The sequence below is a fragment of the Pseudomonas sp. NPDC089758 genome (assembly GCF_044748705.1).
GTDB lineage: Bacteria > Pseudomonadota > Gammaproteobacteria > Pseudomonadales > Pseudomonadaceae > Aquipseudomonas > Aquipseudomonas putida_X.
In genome coordinates, this window is the sequence record NZ_JBIVGN010000003.1 from 379,369 (window position 1) to 404,166 (window position 24,798).

The 24,798-nt window shown below is 62.8% G+C and carries 26 protein-coding genes and 3 tRNA genes; 11 read left to right on the forward strand and 18 right to left on the reverse strand.

Annotation, left to right across the window (positions count from 1 at the left end):
* Positions 1–3: 3 nt before the first annotated feature.
* From ACIPZH_RS06390 to yacG, 4 genes are read left to right on the forward strand one after another with little or no spacing between them, the layout of a single operon-like run.
* On the forward strand, positions 4–1,212 hold the full coding sequence (locus ACIPZH_RS06390; RefSeq protein WP_400635586.1) for a type II secretion system F family protein: 1,209 nt from the start codon (positions 4–6) through the stop codon (positions 1,210–1,212).
* Between the two features lie 2 nt (positions 1,213–1,214).
* Positions 1,215–2,081, forward strand: coding sequence for a prepilin peptidase (locus ACIPZH_RS06395; protein WP_400635588.1), 867 nt, complete (start codon positions 1,215–1,217; stop codon positions 2,079–2,081).
* Positions 2,081–2,704: a dephospho-CoA kinase gene (gene coaE / locus ACIPZH_RS06400; protein ID WP_241807176.1), complete on the forward strand. Its 624-nt coding sequence runs from the start codon at positions 2,081–2,083 to the stop codon at positions 2,702–2,704. The genes ACIPZH_RS06395 and coaE overlap by 1 nt, the downstream gene beginning before the upstream one ends.
* Positions 2,701–2,901 carry a DNA gyrase inhibitor YacG gene (gene yacG / locus ACIPZH_RS06405; RefSeq protein ID WP_241807175.1) on the forward strand — a complete coding sequence of 67 codons (201 nt, stop codon included), beginning with the start codon at positions 2,701–2,703 and terminating at the stop codon, positions 2,899–2,901. Before coaE ends, yacG begins: the two co-directional genes overlap by 4 nt.
* Positions 2,902–2,937: 36 nt before the next feature.
* Here the strand turns inward: yacG and ACIPZH_RS06410 are convergent, their stop codons facing one another.
* The gene (locus ACIPZH_RS06410) at positions 2,938–3,684 is read right to left on the reverse strand and encodes an energy-coupling factor ABC transporter permease (protein WP_400635590.1); all 747 of its coding nucleotides are present in this window, start codon (positions 3,682–3,684) and stop codon (positions 2,938–2,940) included.
* A 34-nt stretch (positions 3,685–3,718) separates the two neighbouring features.
* Here ACIPZH_RS06410 and ACIPZH_RS06415 point away from each other — a divergent pair, with 34 nt between their 5' ends.
* The 3 genes from ACIPZH_RS06415 to ACIPZH_RS06425 all read left to right on the forward strand — a co-directional run bounded on the left by ACIPZH_RS06415 (position 3,719) and on the right by ACIPZH_RS06425 (position 6,034).
* Entirely contained in the window at positions 3,719–4,348 is a 630-nt protein-coding gene (locus ACIPZH_RS06415; protein WP_012316343.1) for a DUF1780 domain-containing protein, read from the forward strand.
* A gap of 132 nt (positions 4,349–4,480) precedes the next feature.
* Entirely contained in the window at positions 4,481–4,654 is a 174-nt protein-coding gene (locus ACIPZH_RS06420) for a DUF3094 family protein (RefSeq protein ID WP_267818895.1), read from the forward strand.
* A gap of 84 nt (positions 4,655–4,738) precedes the next feature.
* Positions 4,739–6,034, forward strand: coding sequence for an NAD(P)/FAD-dependent oxidoreductase (locus ACIPZH_RS06425; RefSeq protein ID WP_400635593.1), 1,296 nt, complete (start codon positions 4,739–4,741; stop codon positions 6,032–6,034).
* A gap of 584 nt (positions 6,035–6,618) precedes the next feature.
* Here ACIPZH_RS06425 and ACIPZH_RS06430 read toward each other — a convergent pair.
* The 6 genes from ACIPZH_RS06430 to rluD form a co-directional block, all read right to left on the reverse strand.
* Positions 6,619–6,694, reverse strand: a tRNA-Lys gene (locus tag ACIPZH_RS06430).
* A 6-nt stretch (positions 6,695–6,700) separates the two neighbouring features.
* Positions 6,701–6,777: transfer RNA gene (locus tag ACIPZH_RS06435), tRNA-Pro, on the reverse strand.
* A 4-nt stretch (positions 6,778–6,781) separates the two neighbouring features.
* Positions 6,782–6,857: transfer RNA gene (locus tag ACIPZH_RS06440), tRNA-Asn, on the reverse strand.
* Between the two features lie 422 nt (positions 6,858–7,279).
* On the reverse strand, positions 7,280–9,844 hold the full coding sequence (gene clpB / locus ACIPZH_RS06445) for an ATP-dependent chaperone ClpB (protein ID WP_400635595.1): 2,565 nt from the start codon (positions 9,842–9,844) through the stop codon (positions 7,280–7,282).
* Positions 9,845–10,001: 157 nt separating this feature from the next.
* On the reverse strand, positions 10,002–10,742 hold the full coding sequence (pgeF, locus tag ACIPZH_RS06450; RefSeq protein WP_400635597.1) for a peptidoglycan editing factor PgeF: 741 nt from the start codon (positions 10,740–10,742) through the stop codon (positions 10,002–10,004).
* Positions 10,739–11,701, reverse strand: a complete 963-nt coding sequence (gene rluD / locus ACIPZH_RS06455) for a 23S rRNA pseudouridine(1911/1915/1917) synthase RluD (RefSeq protein WP_400630243.1) — start codon at positions 11,699–11,701, stop codon at positions 10,739–10,741. Before rluD ends, pgeF begins: the two co-directional genes overlap by 4 nt.
* Before the next feature lie 147 nt (positions 11,702–11,848).
* Between rluD and ACIPZH_RS06460 the strand changes: the two genes are divergently transcribed.
* Both ACIPZH_RS06460 and ACIPZH_RS06465 read left to right on the forward strand, forming a co-directional pair.
* Positions 11,849–12,868, forward strand: a complete 1,020-nt coding sequence (locus ACIPZH_RS06460) for an outer membrane protein assembly factor BamD (RefSeq protein ID WP_039602970.1) — start codon at positions 11,849–11,851, stop codon at positions 12,866–12,868.
* Positions 12,869–12,961: 93 nt separating this feature from the next.
* Positions 12,962–13,192: a PP0621 family protein gene (locus ACIPZH_RS06465; protein WP_400635599.1), complete on the forward strand. Its 231-nt coding sequence runs from the start codon at positions 12,962–12,964 to the stop codon at positions 13,190–13,192.
* Positions 13,193–13,291: 99 nt separating this feature from the next.
* Here ACIPZH_RS06465 and thiO read toward each other — a convergent pair whose 3' ends face one another.
* The 5 genes from thiO to ACIPZH_RS06490 are packed head-to-tail and all read right to left on the reverse strand — an operon-like array spanning position 13,292 to position 16,157.
* Positions 13,292–14,389: a glycine oxidase ThiO gene (gene thiO / locus ACIPZH_RS06470; protein WP_400635601.1), complete on the reverse strand. Its 1,098-nt coding sequence runs from the start codon at positions 14,387–14,389 to the stop codon at positions 13,292–13,294.
* 53 nt (positions 14,390–14,442) lie between these two features.
* Positions 14,443–14,832: a type IV pilin protein gene (locus tag ACIPZH_RS06475; protein WP_267818907.1), complete on the reverse strand. Its 390-nt coding sequence runs from the start codon at positions 14,830–14,832 to the stop codon at positions 14,443–14,445.
* Position 14,833: 1 nt separating this feature from the next.
* Positions 14,834–15,307: a hypothetical protein gene (locus ACIPZH_RS06480; protein WP_241807166.1), complete on the reverse strand. Its 474-nt coding sequence runs from the start codon at positions 15,305–15,307 to the stop codon at positions 14,834–14,836.
* A complete protein-coding gene (locus ACIPZH_RS06485; RefSeq protein ID WP_400635604.1) occupies positions 15,304–15,951 on the reverse strand; it encodes a PilW family protein in 648 nt (215 codons plus the stop codon). The genes ACIPZH_RS06480 and ACIPZH_RS06485 overlap by 4 nt, the downstream gene beginning before the upstream one ends.
* Positions 15,948–16,157 (reverse strand): prepilin-type N-terminal cleavage/methylation domain-containing protein, encoded by a 210-nt coding sequence (locus ACIPZH_RS06490; RefSeq protein WP_400635606.1) that lies wholly within the window; start codon positions 16,155–16,157, stop codon positions 15,948–15,950. The genes ACIPZH_RS06485 and ACIPZH_RS06490 overlap by 4 nt, the downstream gene beginning before the upstream one ends.
* A gap of 109 nt (positions 16,158–16,266) precedes the next feature.
* Here ACIPZH_RS06490 and ACIPZH_RS06495 point away from each other — a divergent pair, with 109 nt between their 5' ends.
* Positions 16,267–16,758, forward strand: coding sequence for a GspH/FimT family pseudopilin (locus ACIPZH_RS06495; RefSeq protein ID WP_400635608.1), 492 nt, complete (start codon positions 16,267–16,269; stop codon positions 16,756–16,758).
* On the opposite strand, the gene ispH is transcribed toward ACIPZH_RS06495, so the two are convergent.
* The 6 genes from ispH to murJ all read right to left on the reverse strand — a co-directional run bounded on the left by ispH (position 16,759) and on the right by murJ (position 24,094).
* Positions 16,759–17,706: a 4-hydroxy-3-methylbut-2-enyl diphosphate reductase gene (gene ispH, locus ACIPZH_RS06500; RefSeq protein ID WP_400635610.1), complete on the reverse strand. Its 948-nt coding sequence runs from the start codon at positions 17,704–17,706 to the stop codon at positions 16,759–16,761.
* Positions 17,707–17,720: 14 nt separating this feature from the next.
* Positions 17,721–18,158, reverse strand: a complete 438-nt coding sequence (fkpB, locus tag ACIPZH_RS06505) for an FKBP-type peptidyl-prolyl cis-trans isomerase (protein WP_103445784.1) — start codon at positions 18,156–18,158, stop codon at positions 17,721–17,723.
* Positions 18,151–18,666, reverse strand: coding sequence for a signal peptidase II (gene lspA / locus ACIPZH_RS06510; RefSeq protein WP_241807161.1), 516 nt, complete (start codon positions 18,664–18,666; stop codon positions 18,151–18,153). Before lspA ends, fkpB begins: the two co-directional genes overlap by 8 nt.
* On the reverse strand, positions 18,659–21,490 hold the full coding sequence (ileS, locus tag ACIPZH_RS06515) for an isoleucine--tRNA ligase (RefSeq protein ID WP_400635612.1): 2,832 nt from the start codon (positions 21,488–21,490) through the stop codon (positions 18,659–18,661). The genes lspA and ileS overlap by 8 nt, the downstream gene beginning before the upstream one ends.
* Positions 21,487–22,437 carry a bifunctional riboflavin kinase/FAD synthetase gene (ribF, locus tag ACIPZH_RS06520; protein WP_267818927.1) on the reverse strand — a complete coding sequence of 317 codons (951 nt, stop codon included), beginning with the start codon at positions 22,435–22,437 and terminating at the stop codon, positions 21,487–21,489. Before ribF ends, ileS begins: the two co-directional genes overlap by 4 nt.
* 118 nt (positions 22,438–22,555) lie before the next feature.
* Positions 22,556–24,094, reverse strand: coding sequence for a murein biosynthesis integral membrane protein MurJ (gene murJ, locus ACIPZH_RS06525; RefSeq protein ID WP_241807158.1), 1,539 nt, complete (start codon positions 24,092–24,094; stop codon positions 22,556–22,558).
* A 250-nt stretch (positions 24,095–24,344) separates the two neighbouring features.
* On the opposite strand from murJ, the gene rpsT reads away from it, so the two are divergent.
* Entirely contained in the window at positions 24,345–24,623 is a 279-nt protein-coding gene (gene rpsT, locus ACIPZH_RS06530) for a 30S ribosomal protein S20 (RefSeq protein ID WP_003247625.1), read from the forward strand.
* Positions 24,624–24,798 lie beyond the last annotated feature (175 nt).

Genomic DNA, 24,798 nt, shown 5'->3' on the forward strand with positions numbered 1-24,798 from the left:
TGCATGAACCATTCAACACAGCTGTACGCCTGGCAGGGCACCGATGCCAATGGCGCGGCAGTGCGCGGGCAGATGGCTGGGCGCAGCCCGGCCTATGTGCGGGCCGGGCTGCAGCGCCAGGGCATTCGCGTTGCCAGTTTACGGCCCGCTGGCGGGCTGGCATGGCGCTGGCCTGAACGTCGGGTGAAAAGCGACCCGGCGGGTTTCAGCCGGCAGTTGGCTACGTTGCTGAAGGCGGGTGTGCCGCTGCTGCAGGCCTTTGCGGTGATGGGCCGCAGTGGGTGCGGCGCGGGGCAGGCGGCGTTGCTGGAGCGTTTGCAACAGGATGTGGCGGCGGGCTTGGGGCTGGCGGACGCGTTGCAGCGCCACCCGCAGTGGTTCGACGGGCTGTACTGCAACCTGGTACGGGTGGGTGAGCAATCCGGCACGCTCGACCGGCAGCTCGAGCAACTGGCGGGCATGCTGGAGCAGCGCCAGGCACTGCTCAAACGGGTGCGTAAAGCGATGCTGTATCCCCTGCTGCTGTTGCTCACGGGCTTGGGCGTGTCGGCGGTGCTGTTGCTGGAGGTGATTCCGCGCTTTGAAAGCCTGTTTAGCGGCTTTGATGCTGGGCTGCCGGCGTTCACGCAATGGGTCATCGACTTTTCCACAGGGCTGGGCCGCCATGGGCCGCTGCTGTTGATAACCCTGCTTGGGGTGATGTTGGGTGTGCGCCAGCTGTATCGGCGCCATGCGCCAGCGCGCCTGTGGATAGCTCGCTCTGTGCTGCGCCTGCCGGTGTTCGGTCGGCTGCTGGGGCAAGCGGCGCTGGCCCGTTTCGCGCGCAGCCTGGCCACGGCGTATGCCGCTGGGGTTCCGCTGTTGGATGGCCTGGCCACCGTGGCCAGGGCCTGTGGCGGCGAGCTGCACGAGCGGGCCGTTTTACGGCTGCGCCAGGGCATGGCCAATGGGCAAGGGCTGCATCAGGCGATGGCGGCTGAGCCGTTATTCCCGCCGCTGCTGGTACAGCTTACGGCCATCGGTGAGTCGAGCGGCACCTTGGACCAGATGCTGGAAAAAGCCGCCAGCCTTTACGAGGACCAGGTCAGCCAGGCGCTGGACCAGTTGACCAGCCTGCTGGAGCCAGCCATCGTGCTGATCCTGGGCCTGCTGGTCGGTGGCCTGGTGGTGGCGATGTACCTGCCGATCTTCCAGTTGGGTAGTTTGATCTGAACATGACTTTATGGACGTTACTGGCCGAACATCCGGCGTATTTCTACACCGTGGCGGCTGTGCTTGGCCTGTTGGTCGGCAGCTTCATCAATGTGGTGGCGTACAGGCTGCCGATCATGCTGGAGCGCCAATGGCAGCGTGAAGCGCAGGAGGCGCTGGGGCTGCCGAGCGATGAGCACGAGCGCTTCGACCTGTGCCTGCCCGCCTCACGTTGCCCGCACTGTGGGCACGCGATTCGTGCCTGGGAAAATATTCCAGTGCTCAGTTACCTAGCCTTGCGCGGGCGCTGTTCTGCGTGCAAACAGCCTATCGGCTTACGGTACCCGCTGGTGGAGCTGGCCTGCGCCTGGCTGTCGCTGGCGGTGGCCTGGCATTCCGGTGCCGGGCTGCAAGCACTGGCCTTGCTGGCCTTTACCTGGAGCCTGCTGGCGCTGAGCCTTATCGACCACGACAAGCAGATCCTGCCGGATGTGGTAGTGCTGCCAACGCTGTGGCTGGGGCTGATCGTCAACGTTTTCGCTACCGTGGTGCCATTGCCTGACGCCATCTGGGGCGCGGTGGCCGGTTATCTCAGCCTGTGGGTGGTGTATTGGCTGTTCAAGCTGATCACCGGCAAGGAAGGCATGGGTTACGGCGACTTCAAGCTGCTGGCGCTGATCGGGGCCTGGGGCGGCTGGCAGGCAGTGCCGTTGACCTTGATGTTGTCGTCGCTGGTCGGGGCGGTGGTGGGGGTGTGCATGCTGCGCCTGCGTAGCCATTCGATGGGCACGGCGATACCTTTTGGTCCTTATCTGGCCATTGCGGGGTGGATTGCCGTGCTCTGGGGTGATGAAATATACGCCTCATACCTGCAACTGCTTGGATTCTGATGACCACTGCGCCGTTCACCCCCTGGATTCTCGGCCTCACCGGCGGCATTGGCAGCGGCAAAAGTGCCGCCGCCGAGCGCTTCGTCGAGCTTGGTGTGCACCTGGTCGATGCTGATCAGGCAGCGCGCTGGGTCGTGGAGCCTGGCCGCCCGGCCCTGGCCAGCATCGTCGAGCGCTTTGGCCCGGGCGTGCTGCTGGAGGACGGCCAGCTCGACCGCACAGCGTTGCGCCAGGTGATATTCGCCGACCCGGCCCAGCGCAAGTGGCTTGAACAGCTGCTGCACCCGCTGATCGGGCAGGAAATATTCAGCTACCTGGCCAAGGCTGAGTCGCCGTATGCGGTGTATGTGTCGCCGCTGCTGATCGAGTCTGGCCAGTTTCAGAAAACCCAGCGCGTACTGGTTATCGATGCACCGCAAGCGCTGCAGGTTGCACGCACCTTGCAGCGCGACAACACCAGCCCCGAGCAGGTGCAGGCCATTCTCAAGGCTCAGATGGCCCGCGAAGAGCGTTTGCGCCATGCCGATGATGTGGTGGTCAACGACAGTGACCTTGCCGCGCTGCATGCGCAGATCGACCATCTGCACCACTTTTACCTGACTTTACGAGGAGGCCAGCCATGAGCCAGCCATTGACCGTCGATTGCCCTACCTGTGGCGCACCTGTGGAATGGGACGCGAAAAACGCGTTCCGGCCGTTCTGTTCTGACCGCTGCAAGTTGATCGACCTGGGTGCCTGGGCGGCTGAAGAGCACAAGATCGCGGGGTCGCAAGAGGCCGAGGATGAGTTGTATTCGGGGGACCTGGAGCCACGGCACTAAGGCGCTGCACCGGGGCGGGCCGAGCGGGGCAAGTGATCACCGCTCATCGTCCTTCCACGGTGCCTGCAGGTACCGCGTGCGGTTGAACGTCTCCAGCCATTCCGGGCAGAACACCACCAGCGCACTGATCACCATGCCGTTGATGAAGGCCTCCGGGAACATCATCAGCCACAGGTAACCGACAAAGTCGCTGAGCCACTCTGGCATGGCGAACCGCCCGTCCAGCCACAGCAAGCCCAACCCGGCCAGCAGGCACACCAGCACCGTCAGTGCTGCGGGAAAAAACCCTGAGCAGAAGATATAAACGAAAAGGTTACGCGGCTGCGCCCGCTCGACCAGAATGGCGCACACTTCGGTGACCAGCACCGGCAGGCCGATCAGCAGCAGGCCGTTGACCCCAAGCGCGGCGAGGTCCTGGCGCCCCAGCGCCAACAAGCCGAGCTGGGCCAGAAACCCGCCGAGCACCGCCAGCGGCCAGTCCAGCAACAAGGTCACGGCGGTCATGCCGATGAAGTGGTACGACACACCGGTGTCGAAGTCGCGCCTGACCAGCCATAGTGCGAACAGGCAGAACACCGTACCGAACAGCAGGTGCTGCCGGCGGCTGTCGGCGAACAGTTCCAGCCAGCGGGTGCGGCTGGCTGCCCACAGCAGTATGGGGACGAACCCTACCCAACCGAGCGTGAGGCTGGTGCTGGACAAGACGTGCGCGCTGATCACTTGACGAATGCCCCTGTCGAGCCTGTGGACATACCTGAGTCTACACCCATTCAAAAACAGCATCTTATCGTCATGGTTTAGCGTCTAAGCTGTGAGCATGGATGACTCAGACTACCTGCGCCTGCTTACCATCCAGGCCGAACAAGCCAATGCCTTCCTTTCCAATGCTCGCAAATGGGAGCGGGAGCGGTGGGTATGCCAGCGCCTGCTGCAGGGGCTGAACATCCCCTATCGCAGTGAAGATTTCACCCCGGCCGGCCAGGAGCCGCCCGATGTGTTGTTCCGCGATGCGTCGTTCGAGGTGTTTTTCGTGCTTGACGAGGGCCGCCGGCTCAATGATGAGTGGCGCGAAGAGCTGCAGCGCAGGCGCAGCGCCTTTTCACTGGCCCAGCTGGTACGGCGCGAGGCGCGGCCCAGGCGTATCGCGGCCACCGAGCTGCTGGCGCGGCTGGCACCCACCTTGCGCAAAAAGGCCCACAACTATCGCGAACGCGGGCTGGACCTGAGCGAGCTGGACATCATCGCTTTCGCCAGCCTCAAGCGTGAAGTACTCGACCTCAACACCCACTTCCCGCCCCCCACCGAGTACCTGCGCCAGGGGTGGCGCTCGCTGTCGCTGGTGGGGCCGACCTTCGCCCGTGTGCTGTTCGCCCACCCGGACGCCCCAGACTTTCTGCGCGGCAACCTGGGGCGCAGCATTGTGTTCGACGTGGGCATCAGTCTTTGATCCAGTGCCGAGACTCTTTGCGATGGCGTACACTCGGCGCCAGGGATAGAAAGCTTTATCATTTGTCTCAAGTACTTGCCGGAACGCTGTAGCGTTCGGGCAGTCACATACGTCTACCTGACGAGGCCCACCATGACCAGCCGACTGAATCCGGAAGATCAGCGTCGTGTCGATGAGTATCTGCGAGCCCCTCAGCACCAAGTCGAGCGCAAGCCATTCCGGCCGTGGCTGCTCCTTGTGCTGGTGGTGGCCGTGACCATCGGGCTGGGCCTCCTCAGCCGCCTGTTGAGTGGACTGGTGCTATGAGCTGCCTCGCGCTCGCCCTCCCCTCATACAGTTTGCGGCCGGCCCTTTGGGCCAAGAATTCCGTAAACCTTATGAGATATCCCCATGACTCATCGCATCGTGATTGTCGGCGGCGGCGCCGGCGGCCTGGAACTGGCGACCCGCCTGGGTAAAACCCTCGGCAAGCGTAAACAGGCCGATATCACCCTGGTCGACGCCAACCTCACGCACATCTGGAAGCCGCTGCTACACGAAGTGGCCGCCGGCTCGCTCAACTCCTCGGAAGACGAACTGAACTACGTGGCCCAGGCCAAGTGGAACCACTTCAACTTCCAGTTGGGGCGCATGAGCGGCCTGGACCGTGAAGGCAAGCAGATCCAACTGGCCGCCACCTTGGATGAAGAGGGCCGCGAGCTGGTGCCTGCACGCACCTTGCGCTATGACACCTTGGTCATTGCCGTGGGCAGCAACACCAACGACTTCGGTACCTTGGGCGCGGCGCAGCACTGCCTGTTCCTGGATACCCGCAAGCAGGCCGAGCGTTTCCACCAGCAACTGCTCAACCACTACCTGCGTGCCCATGCCGGTGACCAGGCCAGTGAGAAGATCAGCGTGGCGATCGTCGGCGCCGGTGCTACCGGTGTGGAGCTGGCGGCCGAACTGCACCACGCCGCGCATGAGCTGGCAGCTTATGGTTTGGACCGTATCCAACCCAAGGACATGCACATCACCGTGATCGAGGCGGGCCCGCGCGTACTGCCGGCGCTGCCAGAGCGCATCAGCGTGCCGGTGCACAAAACCCTGGAAAAGCTCGGCGTTACAGTGATGACCAACGCTGCCGTCAGCGAAGTGACCGCCGATGGCCTGAAGACCGCCAGCGGCGAAGTGATCCAAGCCAGCCTCAAGGTGTGGGCGGCCGGTATTCGTGCGCCGGGTTTCCTCAAGGATATCGACGGTCTGGAAACCAACCGTATCAACCAGCTGGTGGTGCGCCCTACCCTGCAAACCACGCGCGACGATGACATCTTCGCCTTCGGTGACTGTGCAGCCTGCCCACAACCGGGCAGCGACCGCAATGTACCGCCACGCGCCCAGGCGGCGCACCAGCAGGCTGAAATGCTGGCCAAGAGCCTGAAAGCGCGCCTGGAGAACAAGCCGCTGCCGACGTACAGCTACAAGGATTACGGGTCGCTGGTATCGCTGTCGCGCTTCTCGGCGGTGGGGAACCTGATGGGCAACCTGATGGGGAGCGTGAAGCTGGAGGGGTGGCTGGCGCGGATGTTCTATGTGTCGCTGTACCGCATGCACCAGATGGCGCTGTATGGGTTCTTCCGCACGGCGATGATGATGCTGGGTAGCAAGATTGGGCGGGGCACTGAGCCGCGACTGAAGCTGCACTGACCTGCCTGGTAGAGGCTTGAGGTTCAGGTTGTCTCTACTGGCCTCATCGCCGGCAAGCCGGCTCCCACAGGGATTGCGCCAGCCTTTAGAAGTTGAGCAAGACAGTTGCTTCCACAGGGGTCGCGCCAGCCTTGAGAAGTTGAGCAAGGCAGTTGCTTCCACAGGGGGCGCGCCAGCCTTGAGAAATTGAGCAAGGCAGTTGCTTCAACAGGTACAACGCAGGCCTGAAGAACTGCGCGGTCGGGGTGGGAGCCGGCTTGCCGGCGATGGGCTGCGCAGCAGCCCCCATAGCGGACCTGTAACAGCCCGAGCGCGCTCGACGGGACCCGCGAGCATCTGGGTCCGCTTTGCGGACCATCGCCGGCAAGCCGGCTCCCACCTGGATCGCGCCAGCCTTAGAAGTTGAGCAAGACAGTCGCTGTCGCAGGATGGACTGCCCAAGGACGTTGGATTGATGTCCAACTTCTTGGGGAGGTTCATGACGAATGAATACGGGAGATTTGCACCAGGCGGTGCATTTTTTTGCGCTGGATAAAACCGAGGCAAAAGAAAAAGGGCATCTCAGTCGAGATGCCCTTTTTACATGGTGGGTCGTGTAGGATTCGAACCTACGACCAATTGGTTAAAAGCCAACTGCTCTACCAACTGAGCTAACGACCCTGAAAATGGTCGGGGTGAGGGGATTCGAACTCCTGACATCCTGCTCCCAAAGCAGGCGCGCTACCGGACTGCGCTACACCCCGAGATTGGCTCCGCGACCTGGACTCGAACCAGGGACCCAATGATTAACAGTCATTTGCTCTACCGACTGAGCTATCGCGGAACTGAACTTCGGTACATCTTTACAGCTTCGAAGTCTGTGTTAGCTTCGATCTCTTTGGCTATCCGCTTTCGCGTTGTCGCTGCTGAGGCCGGCTATTCTACATTCTTCGTTTTGCTTGTCAACCACTTTTTTTCATTCAACTTACTGATTTCTAAGTTGTTTTGCGGTCACCGGTGTTGCTTGTGATTCGCTTAGTGCCTGACAACGCGGCGTATATTAGGGGCACTCTTATTTCTGTGCAAGCACTTTTTTCAAAAATTTCAGCAAGTTATGAAAAAAACTGGCGAGGCCCCGGTTTTGCGGGGTTTGGCCGGGCATCCTGGCCGGCAGGCTGCCTTGCACAGGGCTTCCCGATGGCTGGGCAAAGGCAGCAGCTATAAAAAAGCCCCGCAGGTGCGGGGCTGGTTTTTGTAGCGAAAGGATCAGGCAAACACGATTTCTTCGCCTTCCACCTTGGCAGTGATCGCCGAACCCGGCATGAATTTGCCGGCCAGGATCATTTGCGCCAGCGGGTTCTCGATCCAGCGCTGGATCGCTCGCTTCAGCGGCCGCGCGCCATACACCGGGTCGTACCCTACCGCGATCAGCTTGTCCAACGCCTCCGGGCTCAGGCTCAGGGCCAGCTCGCGCTCGCTCAGGCGGCTGCGCAGGCGGCCAAGCTGGATCTCGGTGATACCGGCGATCTGCTCGCGGCCCAACGGCTCGAACACCACCACTTCGTCGATCCGGTTGACGAACTCCGGACGGAAGTGCGCACCCACCGCATCCATCACTGCTGCACGCTGCGCTTCGCGGTCACCGGCCAGCTCTTGGATCTGCGCCGAGCCCAGGTTGGAGGTCATCACGATCACCGTGTTGCGGAAGTCCACCGTACGGCCATGGCTGTCAGTCAGGCGGCCATCCTCGAGCACCTGCAGCAGCACGTTGAACACATCCGGGTGAGCCTTCTCCACTTCATCCAGCAGCACCACCGAGTAGGGCTTGCGCCGTACCGCTTCGGTCAGGTAACCGCCCTCTTCATAACCTACGTAGCCTGGTGGGGCGCCGATCAGGCGAGCCACGGAATGTTTCTCCATGAACTCGGACATGTCGATCCGCACCATGGCCTCTTCGGTGTCGAACAGGAATTCGGCCAGGGCCTTGCACAGCTCGGTCTTGCCCACGCCGGTCGGGCCGAGGAACATGAACGAACCACTTGGCCGGTTCGGGTCGGAGAGCCCGGCACGCGAGCGGCGCACGGCGTTGGCCACGGCGGTCACCGCCTCGTTCTGGCCGATCACGCGCTGGTGCAGCAGGTCTTCCATTTTCAGCAGTTTTTCGCGCTCGCCTTCGAGCATCTTGGCCACCGGGATGCCGGTCCATTTGGACACCACTTCGGCAATTTCTTCCTCGGTCACCTTGTTACGCAGCAGCTGGTTTTCGGTCTTGCCGTGCTGGTCGACCATCTGCAGGCTGCGCTCCAGGTCCGGGATCACCCCGTACTGCAGTTCGGCCATGCGGTTCAGGTCGCCTTTGCGACGGGCCGCTTCCAGTTCCTGGCGGGCTTGCTCGATCTTTTGCTGAATCTGCGCCGAGCCCTGCACTTCTGCCTTCTCCGACGCCCAGATCTCTTCCAGGTCGGAATACTCACGCTCCAGGCGCTCGATTTCCTCGGTCAGCTTCTCCAGGCGTTTTTTGGCGGCTTCGTCTTCCTCTTTCTTCAGCGCCTGGGATTCCACCTTCAGCTGGATCAGGCGACGGTCGAGGCGGTCGAGCACCTCCGGCTTGGAGTCGATCTCCATACGGATACGGCTGGCCGCTTCGTCGATCAGGTCGATGGCCTTGTCCGGCAGCTGGCGGTCGGTGATGTAGCGGTGGCTGAGCTTGGCCGCAGCAATGATCGCGCCGTCGGTGATGGCCACCTTGTGGTGCACTTCATAGCGCTCTTTGAGGCCACGCAGAATGGCGATGGTGTCTTCCTCGCTCGGCTCTTCTACCAATACCTTCTGGAAGCGTCGCTCAAGGGCTGCGTCCTTCTCGATGAACTGGCGGTATTCGTTGAGCGTGGTGGCACCGACGCAATGCAGTTCGCCACGCGCCAGCGCCGGCTTGAGCATATTGCCTGCGTCCATGGCGCCTTCGCCTTTACCGGCGCCGACCATGGTGTGCAGCTCGTCGATGAACAGGATGATCTGGCCTTCCTGCTTGGACAGCTCGTTGAGCAATGACTTGAGGCGCTCCTCGAACTCACCGCGGTACTTGGCACCGGCGATCAGCGCGCCCATGTCCAGCGCCAGCAGGCGTTTGCCCTTCAGGCCGTCGGGCACTTCACCGTTGATGATGCGCTGGGCCAGGCCTTCGGCGATGGCAGTCTTGCCCACGCCGGGTTCGCCGATCAGCACGGGGTTGTTCTTGGTACGGCGCTGCAGCACCTGCACGGTGCGGCGGATCTCGTCGTCACGGCCAATGACCGGGTCCAGCTTGCCCTCCTCGGCACGCTTGGTCAGGTCGACGGTGTACTTGTCCAGCGCCTGGCGCGATTCTTCGGCATTGGCGTCATTCACCGCCGCGCCGCCGCGCAGGTTGTTGATGGCGTTTTCCAGGGCCTTCTTGCTCACACCCTGGCCGAGCAGCAGCTTGCCGAGCTTGCTGTTCTCATCCATGGCGGCGAGCAGCACCAGCTCGCTGGAAATGAACTGGTCGCCCTTCTGCTGGGCCAGGCGGTCGGCCTGGTTGAGCAGGCGCGCCAAGTCCTGCGACATGTTCACATCGCCGGTGGGGTTCTGGATTTTCGGCAGCTGGTCGAGTTCTTTTACCAGTGTCTGGCGAAGGTTGTTGATGTCGAAGCCAACCTGCATCAGCAGTGGCTTGATCGAACCACCTTGCTGCTCGATCAACGCCTGCAACAGGTGCAGGGGTTCGATGGCAGGGTGGTCCATGCCAACGGCCAGGGACTGGGCATCGGATATCGCTAATTGAAGCTTGCTGGTCAAACGGTCTATTCGCATGGGGATACCTTCCTGATAAGGGCAGGTCGGAGCGATGGACAGCGCCTTTGATGAAGAAACCTGCCTGAGATGACCTTATAGATAAGGGTGATTCTGGAAGATTCAAGCGTAGCGGGGTTGACTAAAGTCAGCCTTATGGATTAACGGTGCCAGCCGATCAGTGCGGGGCCAGCCAGACCAGCGAAGCGAATCGCCCGCCCTGCGAGGTGCGGCGATACGAGAAGAACCGTGCATCACTGACGGTGCACAGGCCACCACCATAGACGGCAGTAACGCCGCGCGCCGCCAGGCGAATGCGCGCCAGTGCATAGATGTCGGCCATCAGCTTGCCCGGCCGCTCACCCTCGACAAAAGCCTTGGCAGCCTCTGGGTGCACGGCGGTGAAGGCATCCCGCACCTCCAGGCCCACTTCGAATGCTTGCGGGCCGATGGCAGGCCCCAGCCACACCAGCACCTCTTCAGGCGGCAATGCCAGGCGCTCCAGCGTGGCTTCCAGCACGCCACCGGCCAGCCCGCGCCAGCCGGCATGCGCGGCAGCCACACGGGTGCCTGCGCGGTCGCAGAACAGCACGGGCAGGCAGTCGGCGGTCATTACGGTGCAGGCAATGCCTGGCTGGTCGGTCCAGCTGGCGTCGGCTTCGGCGACCACCGAGGGGTCGGCATCCGCCACGGCCAGGCCGTGCACCTGCTTGAGCCAGGCGGGCTGAATGACGAATTCGTCGCTCAGGCGGCGGCGGTTCTCGGCGACCGCAAGGGGGTCGTCACCCACGTGATCACCGAGGTTGAAAGATGCGTAGGGCGGCAAGCTGACGCCGCCCTGGCGGGTCGTGACACAGGCGCGAACCGTGGCCGGTGCGGGCCAGTCGGGGAACAGCAGCGCCTGCGCCAGGCCACTCATCCGATAAACGCCTCGCGGTCCTGATTCAGCAGCGACAGCAACCAGACGAAATCATCCGGCAGCTCCGACGCCCACTCCATGCGCTCACCGGTAGTGGGGTGGTCCAGCGCCAGGAAGCGTGCGTGCAGGGCCTGGCGCGGGAAGGTCTTGACCGCCTCGACCATGGTCGGGCTGGCTGCCGGCGGGATGCGGAAGCGGCCGCCGTAGGTCTGGTCGCCGACCAGCGGGAAACCAACATGGGCCATGTGCACACGGATCTGGTGAGTACGGCCGGTTTCCAGCTTGACCCGCACGTGGGTGTGCGAACGGAAGCGCTTGAGCACACGGTAGTGGCTGACCGCCGGCTTGCCGCCTTCGGTCACCGCCATGCGCTGGCGTGCGCCACCGTGACGGCCGATCGGGGCGTTGATCTTGCCGCCGGCAGTCACCACGCCGATCACGATGCACTCGTAGATCCGGCTGACCGTACGGCTTTGCAGCTGCTCGACCAGCTTGGTCTGCGCCTGCAAGGTCTTGGCCACGACCATCAGGCCGGTGGTGTCTTTGTCCAGGCGATGGACGATGCCAGCGCGCGGTACGTTGACGATATCCGGCACATGGTGCAGCAAGGCGTTGAGCAATGTGCCACTGGCGTGCCCGGCAGCCGGGTGCACGACCAGCCCGGCCGGCTTGTTGATCACCATGATCTGGTCGTCTTCGTAGACGATGTCCAGCTTGATGTCTTCGGCGATCCACTCGCCCTGGGCCTCTTGCTCGGCCTCAAGTGCAAGCACAGAGCCACCATGGACGGTGTCTCGAGGGCGCACGACGGCGCCATCGACCGTCAGGCGGCCCTCTTTGATCCACGAAGTAAGCCGCGAACGCGAGTACTCGGCGAACAATTGGGCGGCGACCTGGTCGAGGCGTTGACCGCCCAGTTCGGACGGTACCTCTGCGCTAAGTTGAATGATCTCGGACATGCTCGATTCGGCGGGCGCACAGCCTTTGGTTTCGGCTGCGAGCTTGTGGTTAAATACGGCTTCTTTTGTCCCGGGGTTGGCCGGGGCGCTCATCATAACAGGACGGCACCGCCCAAGACAGCGGCCGTCAAAGGGACGCAAGCCGCTATGCAAGTGAAACACCTGCTGCTGATCGCCATCCTCGGGCTTACCGCGGCCTGTTCCTCTAATAAAGAGGTCATTGACGAGAACCTCAGCGAGGCCGAGCTGTATCAGCAGGCCCAGGCTGATCTGGACAACTCCAGCTACAACAGCGCCGTGAACAAGCTCAAGGCCCTGGAGTCGCGCTACCCGTTCGGCCGTTACGCCGACCAGGCGCAGCTCGAGCTGATCTACGCCAACTACAAGAACTCAGAGCCCGAGGCTGCCAAGTCGGCTGCCGAGCGCTTCATCCGCCTGCACCCGCAGCACCCGAACGTCGACTACGCCTACTACCTCAAAGGCCTGACCTCGTTCGACCAGGACCGCGGCCTGGTGGCGCGCTTCCTGCCGCTGGACATGACCAAACGTGACCCGGGTGCCGCCCGCGACTCGTACAACGAGTTCGCCCAGCTGACCAGCCGCTTCCCCAACAGCCGCTACGCCCCGGACGCCAAGCAGCGCATGATCTACCTGCGCAACCTGCTGGCGTCTTATGAAATCCATGTGGCCGACTACTACCTGAGCCGCCAGGCTTACGTGGCAGCCGCCAACCGCGGCCGCTACGTGGTGGAAAACTTCCAGGAAACCCCATCGGTCGGCGACGGCCTGGCCGTGATGGTCGAGGCGTACCAGAAGATGCACTTGGACGAACTGGCCGCCACCAGCCTGGAAACCCTCAAGCTCAACTACCCTGACCACCCGAGCCTGGTCGATGGCGAGTTCCAGCCCAAGCAGACCGAGTCTGACGGCCGCGGCTGGCTGTCCAAGGCCACCTTGGGCCTGATCGAGACCGACGCCCCGCTGCCACCGGGTGAAACCCGCGCCAACCAGGACGTGGTCCGCCAGTTCCAGGATGCCCGCTCCGAGATGCCGCAGGACCTGCTGCCCAAAGATGAAAACGGCGACCCGATCCTGCCGGAGGGGCCGAAGGAAGCCGAGAAAGACCGTTCCTGGTTCAGCTACATGACCTTTGGTCTGTTCGACTGATCCAACGGGGTACGAGAAAGGGAGACTGAGGTCTCCCTTTTTTATTGGCCGCGCCCTAGACTATCGCCTCAATCAATAGACAAGCTGGACACCATGGTTCGCCTACTTTTCTGGATCGCCCTGATCGCCGCCGCGTTCTGGCTGTGGCGCAAATTCAAGATCAGCCAGCAGTCGCCGTCCGAGCCGAAACTCGACGACCCGCTGAAGATGGTGCGCTGCGCCCACTGCGGCGTACACCTGCCCAATGACCGGGCGCTGCAGCAAGGCAGCCAGTGGTATTGCAGCCAGGCGCACCTTCAGCAGGGGCCAAGCCAGCGAGATTGAGCCAGTACCGCCCACAGGCACTACGTAGCATCCAAAACAGGTGCACAACCTGTGGGGTCGGCTTGCCGGCGATTGGGCCGCCCAGCGGCCCAGGCGATATCAGCCCAGACGCCCGGCCGGGGCATAAGGCGACGGGTCAATGATAGGCTCGCCCCCCGTCAGCAAATCAGTGAACAACTGGCACGATGCCGGCGCCAGCACCAACCCATTGCGGTAATGCCCGCAGTTCAACCACAACCCGTCATGCCCCGGCACCTGGCCGATATACGGAATGCCTTCAGGCGACCCCGGCCGCAGCCCGGCCCAGTGCGCCACCACCGTGGCATCGGCAAGCTCCGGCAACAGTTCCACCGCCGAAGCCTTGAGGCTCACCAGTGCCTCCTCGGTCGGGGTCTTGTCGTACCCGGCATGCTCCAGCGTGCTGCCCACCAGAATGTGCCCGTCACGGCGCGGGATCGCATAGCGCCCCTTGGCCAGCACCATGCTCGGCAAGAAGTCCGCAGCGCACTTGAACAGGATCATCTGGCCCTTCACCGGCTCCACCGGCAGTTCAAGCCCCAGCGTGCGCAGCAGGTCGCCGCTCCAGGCGCCCGCGCTGAGCACGACATCATCGGCCTGCAGCACGCCGTCTGCCGTCTGCACGCCAGTCACGCGCTCACCGTCGCGAACAAAGCCGGTGATCTGGCAGTGCTCGCGCAAGGTCACGTTGGGCAGTGCCAGCAGCGCCGCCTTCAGGGCCTTGACCAACCGGGGGTTGCGTACGTTGGCCACCCCTGCCATGTAGATGGCGCGCTTGAAGCCTGGGCCCAGTACGGGGACCGCGTCGTAGGCCGCCGAGATATCCACAGGGCTGAGCGGCCGCTGCTCGCGCGCCGCCCAGGCCAGCGCCTCGGCCTCGTCGTCCAGGTCAAGCCAGTACAAGCCGGTGGTGTGGACTTGCGGGTCGATACCGGTGCTGGAGAACAGGTGTTCCCCCAGCTGTGGATAAAAGTCCTGCGACCAGTGCGCCAGCGCGGTGACTGCCTGGCTGTAGCGCCAAGGGTAAAGCGGCGAGACGATGCCGCCGCCCGCCCAAGACGATTCACGCCCGACCTCGGCCTGATCACATACCACTACCTGGCCGACCTTCGCAGCCAGGTTGAACGCCGTCAGCAGGCCGATCACCCCGCCGCCGACCACCACTACTTGCTTGTTCATCTGTCGATCCAACACCTGAAGTAAAACCGCGATGCACGGGCATCATTCAACCTTCAGCTTCCCCAGCAGCGCGCAATGGCCACGGTGCCACCCGGATTGCTCTGTACACCTGCCTGGTCGAGCTGAAAATCACCGCAGCGGTCATCGGCCATCAAACCATGCGGCAGCCGCCGTGCACGCAGCGTGAAGGTATCGCTGCCACGTTCGGCATGCAGGCTGTAATGGCGGTTGCCAACGGGCAGTACCGGTTCGCCCTCGGCGTACTGGCCGGTGCGTACACGGTGGTGTTCCAGGCGCAGGGCAGCGTCATGCAGCAGGCCAACCACTTCGCTGCGTGCGGCTCGCCTGAGCTGGTCGCTGTAACTGGGGTAGGCAATGGCTGCCAGAATGCCGGTGACAGCCACGACAATCAACAGTTCGATCAGGCTCAGGCCTTGCTGCATGTCAGTCTCCCTTCAGTCTCTGCCGCCACAGAATCCGCTGCGGCGCCTGTGTTTGAGCCGCTGGCACGGCATACACCGCCTCCAGCACTTGCCTGGCCGCGAGTTGCCGGCTGACTGCGGTCACTCGGTAAAGCGTGACGGGCTCATCCCCCGGCCGATGCGCGGCCAGGGTTGTCTGGCCAAGGTTCTGCAGTTGGAAGTAACCGCTCTGGCTGGCTTGCCATTGCCCCAGCAAGTCATGCGCGCGCGGGGGTGGCAGGCACGCCTGGCACAACCCAGGGGGCGCGCGCTGCAGTTCGGCCTCTGCGACCAGCAGCGTGGCTTCGGCCTGATCGAGTGCCTGCAAACCCTCGCGCAGGTAGCCGGCCATGCGCGCTTCCACCAGGGCATCGCGCAACGCCGAAGCCGTCAGCAGGCCAAGCAAAAGGCTGAACACCAGCGCCAGCAGCAGGACCATGCCACGCTGGCGCTTCATGGCCGGGCAACCGGGTTGCGGACCGCCACACTCATGCCGTAACGCTGTTCGATGCCCAGATCAGGATCGAACAAGGTCAGTTGCACATCCACCCGCTGCCCCTCGGCGGTGTCGGCAGACTCAATGTGCAGTTCACGCACGTGGTCGACCAATGGCTGAGGGTTGTTGCGCCGCACGAACCTCAGCGTGCCGTCGTGGAGTTGGTAGTGGTGCCGGCTGATAGGAAAGGCCAACGGCAAGCTCGTGCTGTTCGCACGCCCCTTCTGCACCTCGGCGTTCTTGACGCAATCGGTGAGCAAGGTCCAGTCCGGAACCCCGGGGAGCCCTGGCAGTTCCGCCACTACCAGGCTCAGGCTTGCCGGGCCAACCCGCACAGGCCGCGCAAAAGCATCCCGCGCAGACGGGTCCTTGAAGTCCTCAGGCCTCAGGCGCAAACAACCGAACATGCCCGCCATACGGATATCCTGAGCCATGCGCAGCAAGGCCAGACGGGCGTCCGCCTGCATGCGCAGCGCCGCAGATTGAAGGCGCCAGCCTTGGTGGGCCGAGATGAAAAGGTGACTGGCTGCAGTCAGCAGCATCAGGCCGATGGCCAGCGCAAGCAGCGCTTCGACCAGGCCGAAGCCACCTTGCTTACGCCTCATTGCCTCGGCACCGTCAGCTTGCCCGCGGCCCTGCCCCGTTCAAGCGACGTATGCGCGCCCAACGCATCCAGCATGTCGCGACGCGCGCTGTCAGTGGCCTGCAATGCCTGAAGCTGCAACCCTGCAGCAGCGAACATGCCCAATGCCACGACCGCTACGGCCAACAGTACCTCCAGAAGCGTCATGCCCCGTTGATTCGCGTGCATCCCTGCACCTCCTGCGATATTTCCCGCAATTGCCTTGCACCTGCTCGACTGGACCTCTCGCCCACCGAACCTGAAGCTACAGCCAAGCACTTCCAGGGAGGAATGCACGGTGAAGCAACAGGGCGTAACACTGATACAAATGATGTTCGGGCTGGCTATGGCGGCGCTGCTGACCCAGCTTGGCGTGCCGGCCTACGCGAAATTGAGCGATGAGCTGCACAGGGCAGCAGTGGCCCGCAACTTGGCCCAGACGCTGCGTAGCGCACGCGGCCACGCGGCCCTGCAGAGCCAGGCGGTGGTGGTCCAGCCTTTGGATAATGATTGGGGCAAGGGTTGGCGCGTGCTGCTAGAGCATAACCAGCAGTTGCTGCGCGAGTACCGACCGGCTCGGCCCCAGCGGGTGAAGGACAATACCGGGAGCCAGATAAGGTTCAGCGCACTGGGTGTGCCGCTGGGAAAAAACAACAACTTCTCAGGGGGGCGGCTTGAGGTCTGTAAGGGTTCGTCTGCAACCAGCCGGCATCATGTTGTGCTGGCGACCAGCGGTAGGGTCAGCCTGCGCACGGGAGAACCGGAAGATTCCCTGTGCGCAGGCCGCTGATCAGATCAGTGAACGCACCCGTAGCTCTTTGGGCATGGAGAACGTGATGTTCTCGGGGCGCCCATCGAGCTCTTCGGCGCCCGTGGCACCCCAGGCCTTGAGCTGGTCGATCACGCCCCGCACCAGCACTTCCGGGGCCGAAGCGCCGGCAGTTATACCGATCCGTGCCGCCTGGTCGAACCAGCCGCGCTGCATGTCCTCGGCACCATCGATGAGGTAGGCCGGGGTACCCATGCGCTCGGCCAACTCACGCAGGCGGTTGGAGTTGGAACTGTTGGGGCTGCCCACCACCAGCACCACGTCACACTCACCGGCCAGTTGCTTGACGGCGTCCTGGCGGTTCTGGGTGGCGTAGCAGATATCGTCCTTGCGCGGGCCGCCGATGTTCGGGAAGCGCGTACGCAGGGCATCGATGACCCGGCTGGTATCGTCCATCGACAGCGTGGTCTGGGTGACAAACGCCAGGTTCTCCGGGTCGCGCACTTGCAGTTGGGCCACATCGTCCTCGTCTTCGACCAGGTAGATGGCGCCGCCGTTGCTGGCGTCGTATTGCCCCATGGTGCCTTCGACTTCCGGGTGCCCTTCGTGGCCGATCAGGATGCACTCGCGACCGTCACGGCTGTACTTGGCGACCTCGATATGCACCTTGGTCACCAGCGGGCAGGTGGCATCGAACACTTTCAGGCCGCGACCGGCGGCTTCCTGGCGCACGGCCTGGGAAACACCATGGGCACTGAAAATGACGATGACGTCGTCCGGTACCTGATCCAGTTCTTCGACGAAGATGGCGCCACGGCTGCGCAGGTCTTCCACCACGAACTTGTTGTGCACCACTTCATGGCGCACGTAGATCGGTGGGCCGAAGACTTCCAGCGCACGGTTGACGATCTCGATCGCCCGGTCGACCCCTGCGCAGAAACCGCGAGGGTTGGCGAGTTTGATTTGCATGCTCGGCTCCAGGCTTACAGGGCCTTCACCTCGAGGATCTCCACCTCGAAGGTAAGGGTCTTGCCTGCCAGTGGGTGATTGAAGTCGATGGTCACCTGGTTGTCATCGAACGCTTTGACCACACCGGGCAATTCGGTGTTGGCGGCATCGTTGAAAATGATCAGCAGCCCTTCGGACAATTCCATGCCCTCGAACTGGGACCGTGGCATGACCTGTACGTTCTGCGGGTTAGGCTGGCCGAAGGCATTCTCCGGGGCAACCACGACCGTGCGCTTGTCACCGGCCTTGAAGCCGAACAGTGCGGACTCGAAGCCCGGCAGCAGGTTGCCGTCGCCGACCTTGAAGGTGGCTGGGGCCTTGTCGAACGTGCTGTCGACGGTATCGCCGTTTTCCAGGTGCAGCGCGAAGTGCAGGGTAACTTCGGTGTTCTGGCCGATACGGGTGTCAGTCATGGACCGGATCCTCAGACTTCTTGCTCTTGAACATATCCAGCGCCAGCATCACCGCACCAACGGTGATGGCACTGTCGGCCACATTGAAGGCCGGGAAGTGATGAACGTTCTTCCAGTGCACCAGGATGAAGTCCACCACGTGGCCCAGCACGATGCGGTCGTACAGGTTGCCCAGCGCGCCACCGAGCACCAGCGCCAGCGCTACGGCCAGCCAGGTCTCGTTGCGCCCCAGGCGCTTGAGCCAGACCACCAGCACGGCGCTGACCACCACGGCGATCAGTGCGAACAGCCAGCGCTGCCAGCCAGAGCTGTCGGCCAGGAAGCTGAACGCCGCGCCGGTGTTGTAGGCAAGGGTCCAGCTGAAGTAGTCAGGGATGACCACGATCTGCTGGTACATGCTCAGGGCGTTGTTGAAATACAGCTTGGTGGCCTGGTCAACGACCAGGACCAGCAGGCTGAGCCAGAGCCATGCAAGGCGCCCGAAGCGCCCCACTGCAGGGTTAGGCATAATGGCGCACCTCACCGGAACCGCTCAGGTTGTCGACGCAACGGCTGCAGATTTCCGGGTGCTCCGGATGGCTGCCGACGTCGGCGCGGAAGTGCCAGCAGCGGCCGCACTTGGTGTGGCCAGACTTGACCACTTTCAGCTTGAGGCCTTCGACTTCGGTGGCCACGGCATCGGCCGGCGCCTGGGCGAACGGCACCACGCTGGCAGCGGAGGTGATGAGAACGAAGCGCAGCTCATCGCCCAGCTTGCCCAGGTCGGCGCTAAGGCCTTCTTCGGCGAACAAGGTGACCTCGGCCTGCAGGTTGCCACCGATGACCTTGGCGGCGCGCTGGTTTTCCAGCTCCTTGTTGACCGCAGCCTTGACCGCCATCACGCGGCCCCAGTAAGCGCGATCCAGCTCGGTGCCTTCGGGCAGCTCGGTCAGGCCCTGGTACCAGCCGTTGAGCATGACCGACTCGTTGCGCTCGCCCGGCAGGTACTGCCAGATTTCATCGGCGGTGAAGGCCAGGATCGGCGCGATCCAGCGCACCAGCGCTTCGCTGATGTGGTACAGCGCGGTCTGGCAGGAGCGGCGTGCAACACTGTTGGCGCCAGTGGTGTACTGCCTGTCCTTGATGATGTCGAGGTAGAAGCCGCCCAGCTCCTGCACGCAGAAGTTGTGGATCTTCGAGTAGACATTCCAGAAGCGGTACTCGCTGTAGTGCTCTTCCAGCTCGCGCTGCAGCAGCAGGGTACGGTCCACTGCCCAGCGATCCAGGGCCAGCATATCTTCCGGGGCCAGCAGATCGCGGGCCGGGTCGAAGCCGGACAGGTTGGAAAGCAGGAAACGTGCGGTGTTGCGGATACGGCGGTAGGCGTCGGCGCTGCGCTGCAGGATCTGCTCGGAAACGGCCATCTCACCCGAATAGTCGGTAGCCGAGACCCATAGGCGCAGGATGTCGGCACCCAGGGTGTTGTTGACTTTTTCCGGCTCGATGGTGTTGCCCAGCGACTTGGACATCTTGCGACCGCTTTCGTCCACGGTGAAGCCGTGGGTCAGCAGTTCGCGATACGGCGCGTGGTTGTCGATGGCGCAACCGGTCAGCAACGAGGAATGGAACCAGCCACGGTGCTGGTCGGAGCCTTCCAGGTACAGGTCCGCACGCGGGCCGGTGGCGTGGCCGATGTCATGCGAGCCGCGCAATACATGCCAGTGGGTGGTGCCGGAGTCGAACCACACGTCCAGGGTGTCGGTGATCTTGTCGTACTGGCCGGCTTCATCACCGAGCAGTTCGGCGGCGTCCAGCTTGAACCAGGCCTCGATACCTTCCTGTTCGACACGCTTGGCCACCGCTTCCATCAGTTCGACGGTGCGTGGGTGCAGTTCACCGGTCTGCTTGTGCAGGAAGAACGGGATCGGCACACCCCAGTTGCGCTGACGCGAGATGCACCAGTCCGGGCGGTTGGCGATCATCGAGTGCAGGCGCGCCTGGCCCCAGGCTGGGACGAACTGGGTGTCTTCGATAGCTTTGAGCGCGCGCTCACGCAGCGGCTCGCCGGTGTTGGGCTGCTTGTCCATGCCCACGAACCACTGCGCGGTGGCGCGGTAGATCAGCGGGGTCTTGTGGCGCCAGCAGTGCATGTAGCTGTGGCTGATGGTTTCGGTATGCATCAGCGCACCGACTTCGCTCAGCTTCTCGACGATGGCCGGGTTGGCCTTCCAGATGAACTGGCCGCCAAAGAACTCCAGCGACTCGACGTACACACCGTTGCTCTGCACCGGCGTGAGGATGTCGTCGTTGACCATGCCGTAGCGCTTGCAGGTGACAAAGTCGTCTTCACCGTAGGCTGGCGCGGAGTGGACCACACCGGTACCTGCTCCCAGCTCGACATAGTCGGCCAGGTAGATCGGCGACAGACGGTCGTAGAAGGGGTGGCGGAAGTTGACCAGTTCCAGGGCCGAGCCTTGGGCGGTGGCGATGACCGAACCTTCCAGGTCGTAGCGCTTGAGGCACGACTCGACCAGCTCTTCGGCCAGCACCAGCAGACGCTCGCCGGTATCGACCAGCGCGTACTTGAACTCCGGGTGGATGTTCAGCGCCTGGTTGGCGGGGATGGTCCACGGGGTGGTGGTCCAGATCACGATGGCAGCGGGCTTGGCCAAGGCCGGCAGGCCGAAGGCGGCAGCCAGTTTGTCGGCGTCGGCGACCGGGAAGGCCACATCGATGGTCTGCGACTTCTTGTCGGCGTATTCGACCTCGGCTTCTGCGAGCGCGGAGCCGCAATCGAAGCACCAGTTCACGGGCTTCAGGCCCTTGAACACGAAGCCCTGCTTGACCATTTCGGCCAAGGCACGGATTTCACCGGCCTCGTTGGCGAAGTTCATGGTCTTGTACGGGTTGTCCCAGTCGCCCAGCACACCCAGGCGGATGAACTCGGTCTTCTGCCCTTCGATCTGTTCGGCAGCGTATTCGCGGCACAGCTCACGGGTGCGGTCGGCGGTCAGGTGCTTGCCGTGGGTGACTTCGACCTTGTGTTCGATCGGCAGTCCGTGGCAGTCCCAACCCGGGACGTAAGGCGCGTCGAAGCCCGAGAGGGTCTTGGAGCGGACGATCATGTCCTTGAGAATCTTGTTCAGCGCATGACCGATGTGAATCTTGCCGTTGGCATAGGGCGGGCCGTCGTGCAGGACGAACTTCGGACGATCCTTGCCAATTTCGCGCAGCTTCTGGTACAGGCCAATGCTGTCCCAGCGCTGCAGGATCTGCGGTTCGCGCTGAGGCAGGCCGGCCTTCATGGGGAAGGCGGTGTCCGGAAGGTTTAGCGTGGCTTTGTAGTCGGTCATTTCAGGCTCTTCGTTAGCGGTTGAGCGTGCCAATGTGCACGTGCGGCGGCGATATCCGCATCGATCGCCGACTTCAGCGCCTCCAGGGAGGCGAATCGCTGCTCTTCACGCAGCTTGTGGTGGAATTCCACCGTCAGGCGCCGGCCATACAGATCGCCGGCATAATCCAGTAGATGAATTTCAAGGTGCGGGCGGCCGTCACCGGCCACCGTGGGGCGCACCCCGATATTGCCAACCCCGGGCCAGGCCTTGCCGTCGATTTCGATGCTGGCCAGGTAGACCCCGGACAACGGCACACGACGCCGCTTGAGCTGGATGTTGGCGGTGGGCGTGCCGAGCTGGCGGGCCAGCTTCTGGCCGTGCAATACGCGCCCGGTAATGCTGTAAGGGCGGCCCAGCAAGTGCTCGGCGAGCTCGAAGTTGCCTTCGGACAACGCCTGGCGCACCTCGGTGCTGCTGACCCGCAAGCCGTCCTGGATCACCGTGTTGGCGGCCTCGACGGTGAAGCCGTACTGCTTGCCGGCTTCGACCAGGAAGGTGAAATCGCCCGCGCGGTCGCAGCCAAAGCGGAAGTCGTCGCCCACTTCAAGGTGGCGCACGCCCAGGCCGTCGACCAGGATCGCCTTGACGAATTCATCGGCGCTGAGTTGGCTCAGGCGCTGGTTGAACGCCAGGCACAAGACCCTGTCGATACCTTCGCCAGCCAACAGCTCGATTTTGTCGCGCAGGCGCGCCAGGCGAGCCGGCGCGGTGTCCGCAGCGAAGTACTCGCGCGGCTGCGGCTCGAAGATCACCACGCACGTAGGCAGGCCAAGCGCTTGGCCACGCTCGCGCAGACGCGCCAGGATCGCCTGGTGGCCGCGGTGAACCCCGTCGAAGTTGCCAATGGTGGCGACACAGCCCCGGTGCTCGGGGCGCAGGTTGTGAAGACCTCGAACCAGCTGCATAACGCGCTTCTTGCTCATAAAGTGGCCGATTATAACCACACCCGGGCGCTGGTGACAGGCAGCAGCGCCTGGGTGCGGCGTGGAAAACGAAAAACCGACGCCTGACTCGCCTTGTAGCTCAGTGCAGGGCCTTGCGGGCGAAATGCCGGGGCCTGAAGCCGCACAGGTAAAGGCAACCGAAATAGGTCACGATGCCGGCCGTGATCAGCGCCCCGAGGCGGACGAAACGCTCGAACATGTTGCCTTGCTCCCACGCAGGCAGGTAATGCATGCCCACCAGCAGTACGGCCACCATCAGCGTCACCGCCAGCACCAGCTTGAGCAGGAACAGCGTCCAGCCCGGCTGCGGCTGGAACAGTTGCTGGCTGCGCAGCTTCCAGAACAGCAGGCCCGCATTCAGGCAGGCGCCCAGGCTGATCGCCAAAGCCAGGCCGGCGTGCTGCAGCGGGCCGACCAGGGCCAGGTTGAACAGTTGGGTGCAGATGAGGGTGAAGATCGCGATCCGCACGGGTGTACGAATATTCTGCTGCGCATAGAAGCCCGGTGCCAGCACCTTGACCAGAATGATCGCCAGCAGGCCTACCGAATAGGCAATCAGTGCCCGTTGGGTCATCGCCGCGTCGTAGGCGCTGAACTTGCCGTACTGGAACAAGGCAACGGTCAGCGGCTCGGCGAGTATCGCCAGGGCCAGCGTGCAGGGGAGCACGAGCAGGAAGCACAGGCGCAGGCCCCAGTCGAGAATCCGCGAATACTCCTCGCGATCCTTGTTGGCGTAGGTCTTGGCCAGGGTCGGCAGCAAAATGGTGCCAAGGGCCACGCCCAGCACGCCCGAGGGCAGCTCCATGAGGCGGTCGGCGTAGTACATCCAGGATACCGAGCCGGCCACCAGGAAGGAGGCGAAGATGGTGTTGATGATCAACGAAATCTGGCTGACCGAAACACCGAGGATGGCCGGCAGCATCTGTTTGAGCACACGCCACACGCCTGTGTCACGCAGGTTCAGGCGCGGCAGCACGAGCATGCCGATTTTCTTGAGTGCCGGCAGCTGGTACAGCAACTGCGCCAGGCCACCGGCCAGCACGCCCCAGGCCAGCGCCATGATGGGCGGGTCGAAATACGGCGTGAGCAGCAGGGCAAAGATGATCATCGCCACGTTGAGCAGGGTCGGCGTGAAGGCCGGGACCGAGAAACGGTTCCAGGTATTGAGAATCGCGCCGACCAGTGACGACAGTGAGATCAGCAATATATAAGGAAAGGTCACCCGCAGCAGGTCGGTGGTCAGCTGGTATTTCTCGGCATTGTCCACAAACCCGGGGGCGGTAGCCCAGACCACCCAGGGTGCCGCTAGCACGCCAATCACCGTGACCAGGGCCAGGACCAGCGTCAGCAGGCCGCTGACATAGGCAATGAAAGTGCGCGTCGCCTCCTCGCCCTGCTGGGTCTTGTATTCGGCAAGGATTGGCACGAACGCCTGGGAAAAGGCCCCCTCGGCAAAAATCCGCCGCAGCAGGTTGGGCAGCTTGAAGGCGATGAAAAAGGCGTCGGTAGCGATGCCGGCGCCGAAGACACGGGCCAGGATGGTGTCACGCACGAACCCCAGCACCCGGGAAATCATGGTGATGGAGCTGACTGCAGCCAGGGATTTGAGCAGGTTCATCGAAAAGATTCACGCCAAGGGCAGAGGACGCTGCCAGACAGCGTCCGAATGTGCGATACTCCCGCGCCTTCGCAGGGGAGCCAAAAATTCCCGAGTTTACAGGTCGTGCAGCAGAAAGGAATATTTCCCTCCTGTTGGTGCACCGCTCGGCGGAACCCTGCAGGTGGCCTTGACATCCGCTCAACTGATCGGCATGATTCGCGGCCTATTTTGTTTGCTATTTACCTAAAGTCTTTCGAGGAGCTCGACGGTGGCCAACACACCTTCCGCCAAGAAACGTGCAAAACAGGCTGAGAAGCGTCGCAGCCACAACGCCAGCCTGCGTTCCATGGTCCGCACCTACATCAAGAATGTAGTCAAAGCCATCGACGCAAAAGACGCCGAAAAAGCGCAAGCCGCTTACGTTCTGGCTGTACCTGTAATCGACCGTATGGCCGACAAAGGTATCATCCACAAGAACAAAGCTGCTCGCCACAAAGGCCGTCTGAATGGCCACATCAAGGCGCTGAAAGAAGCTGCAGCTGCCTAAGCGACGCTTGTCGAAAAACCGACCCTAGGGTCGGTTTTTTATTGCCTGCGATTTGGTGATGCTTGTGTCGCCTGTTGTGGCCTCATCGCCGGCAAGCCGGCTTGTATGGTTAGACTTGAAGGGGTGGTGGGACTAAATGCCGGATTCTGACTGTTGACGCAGTACAGACTGTGGG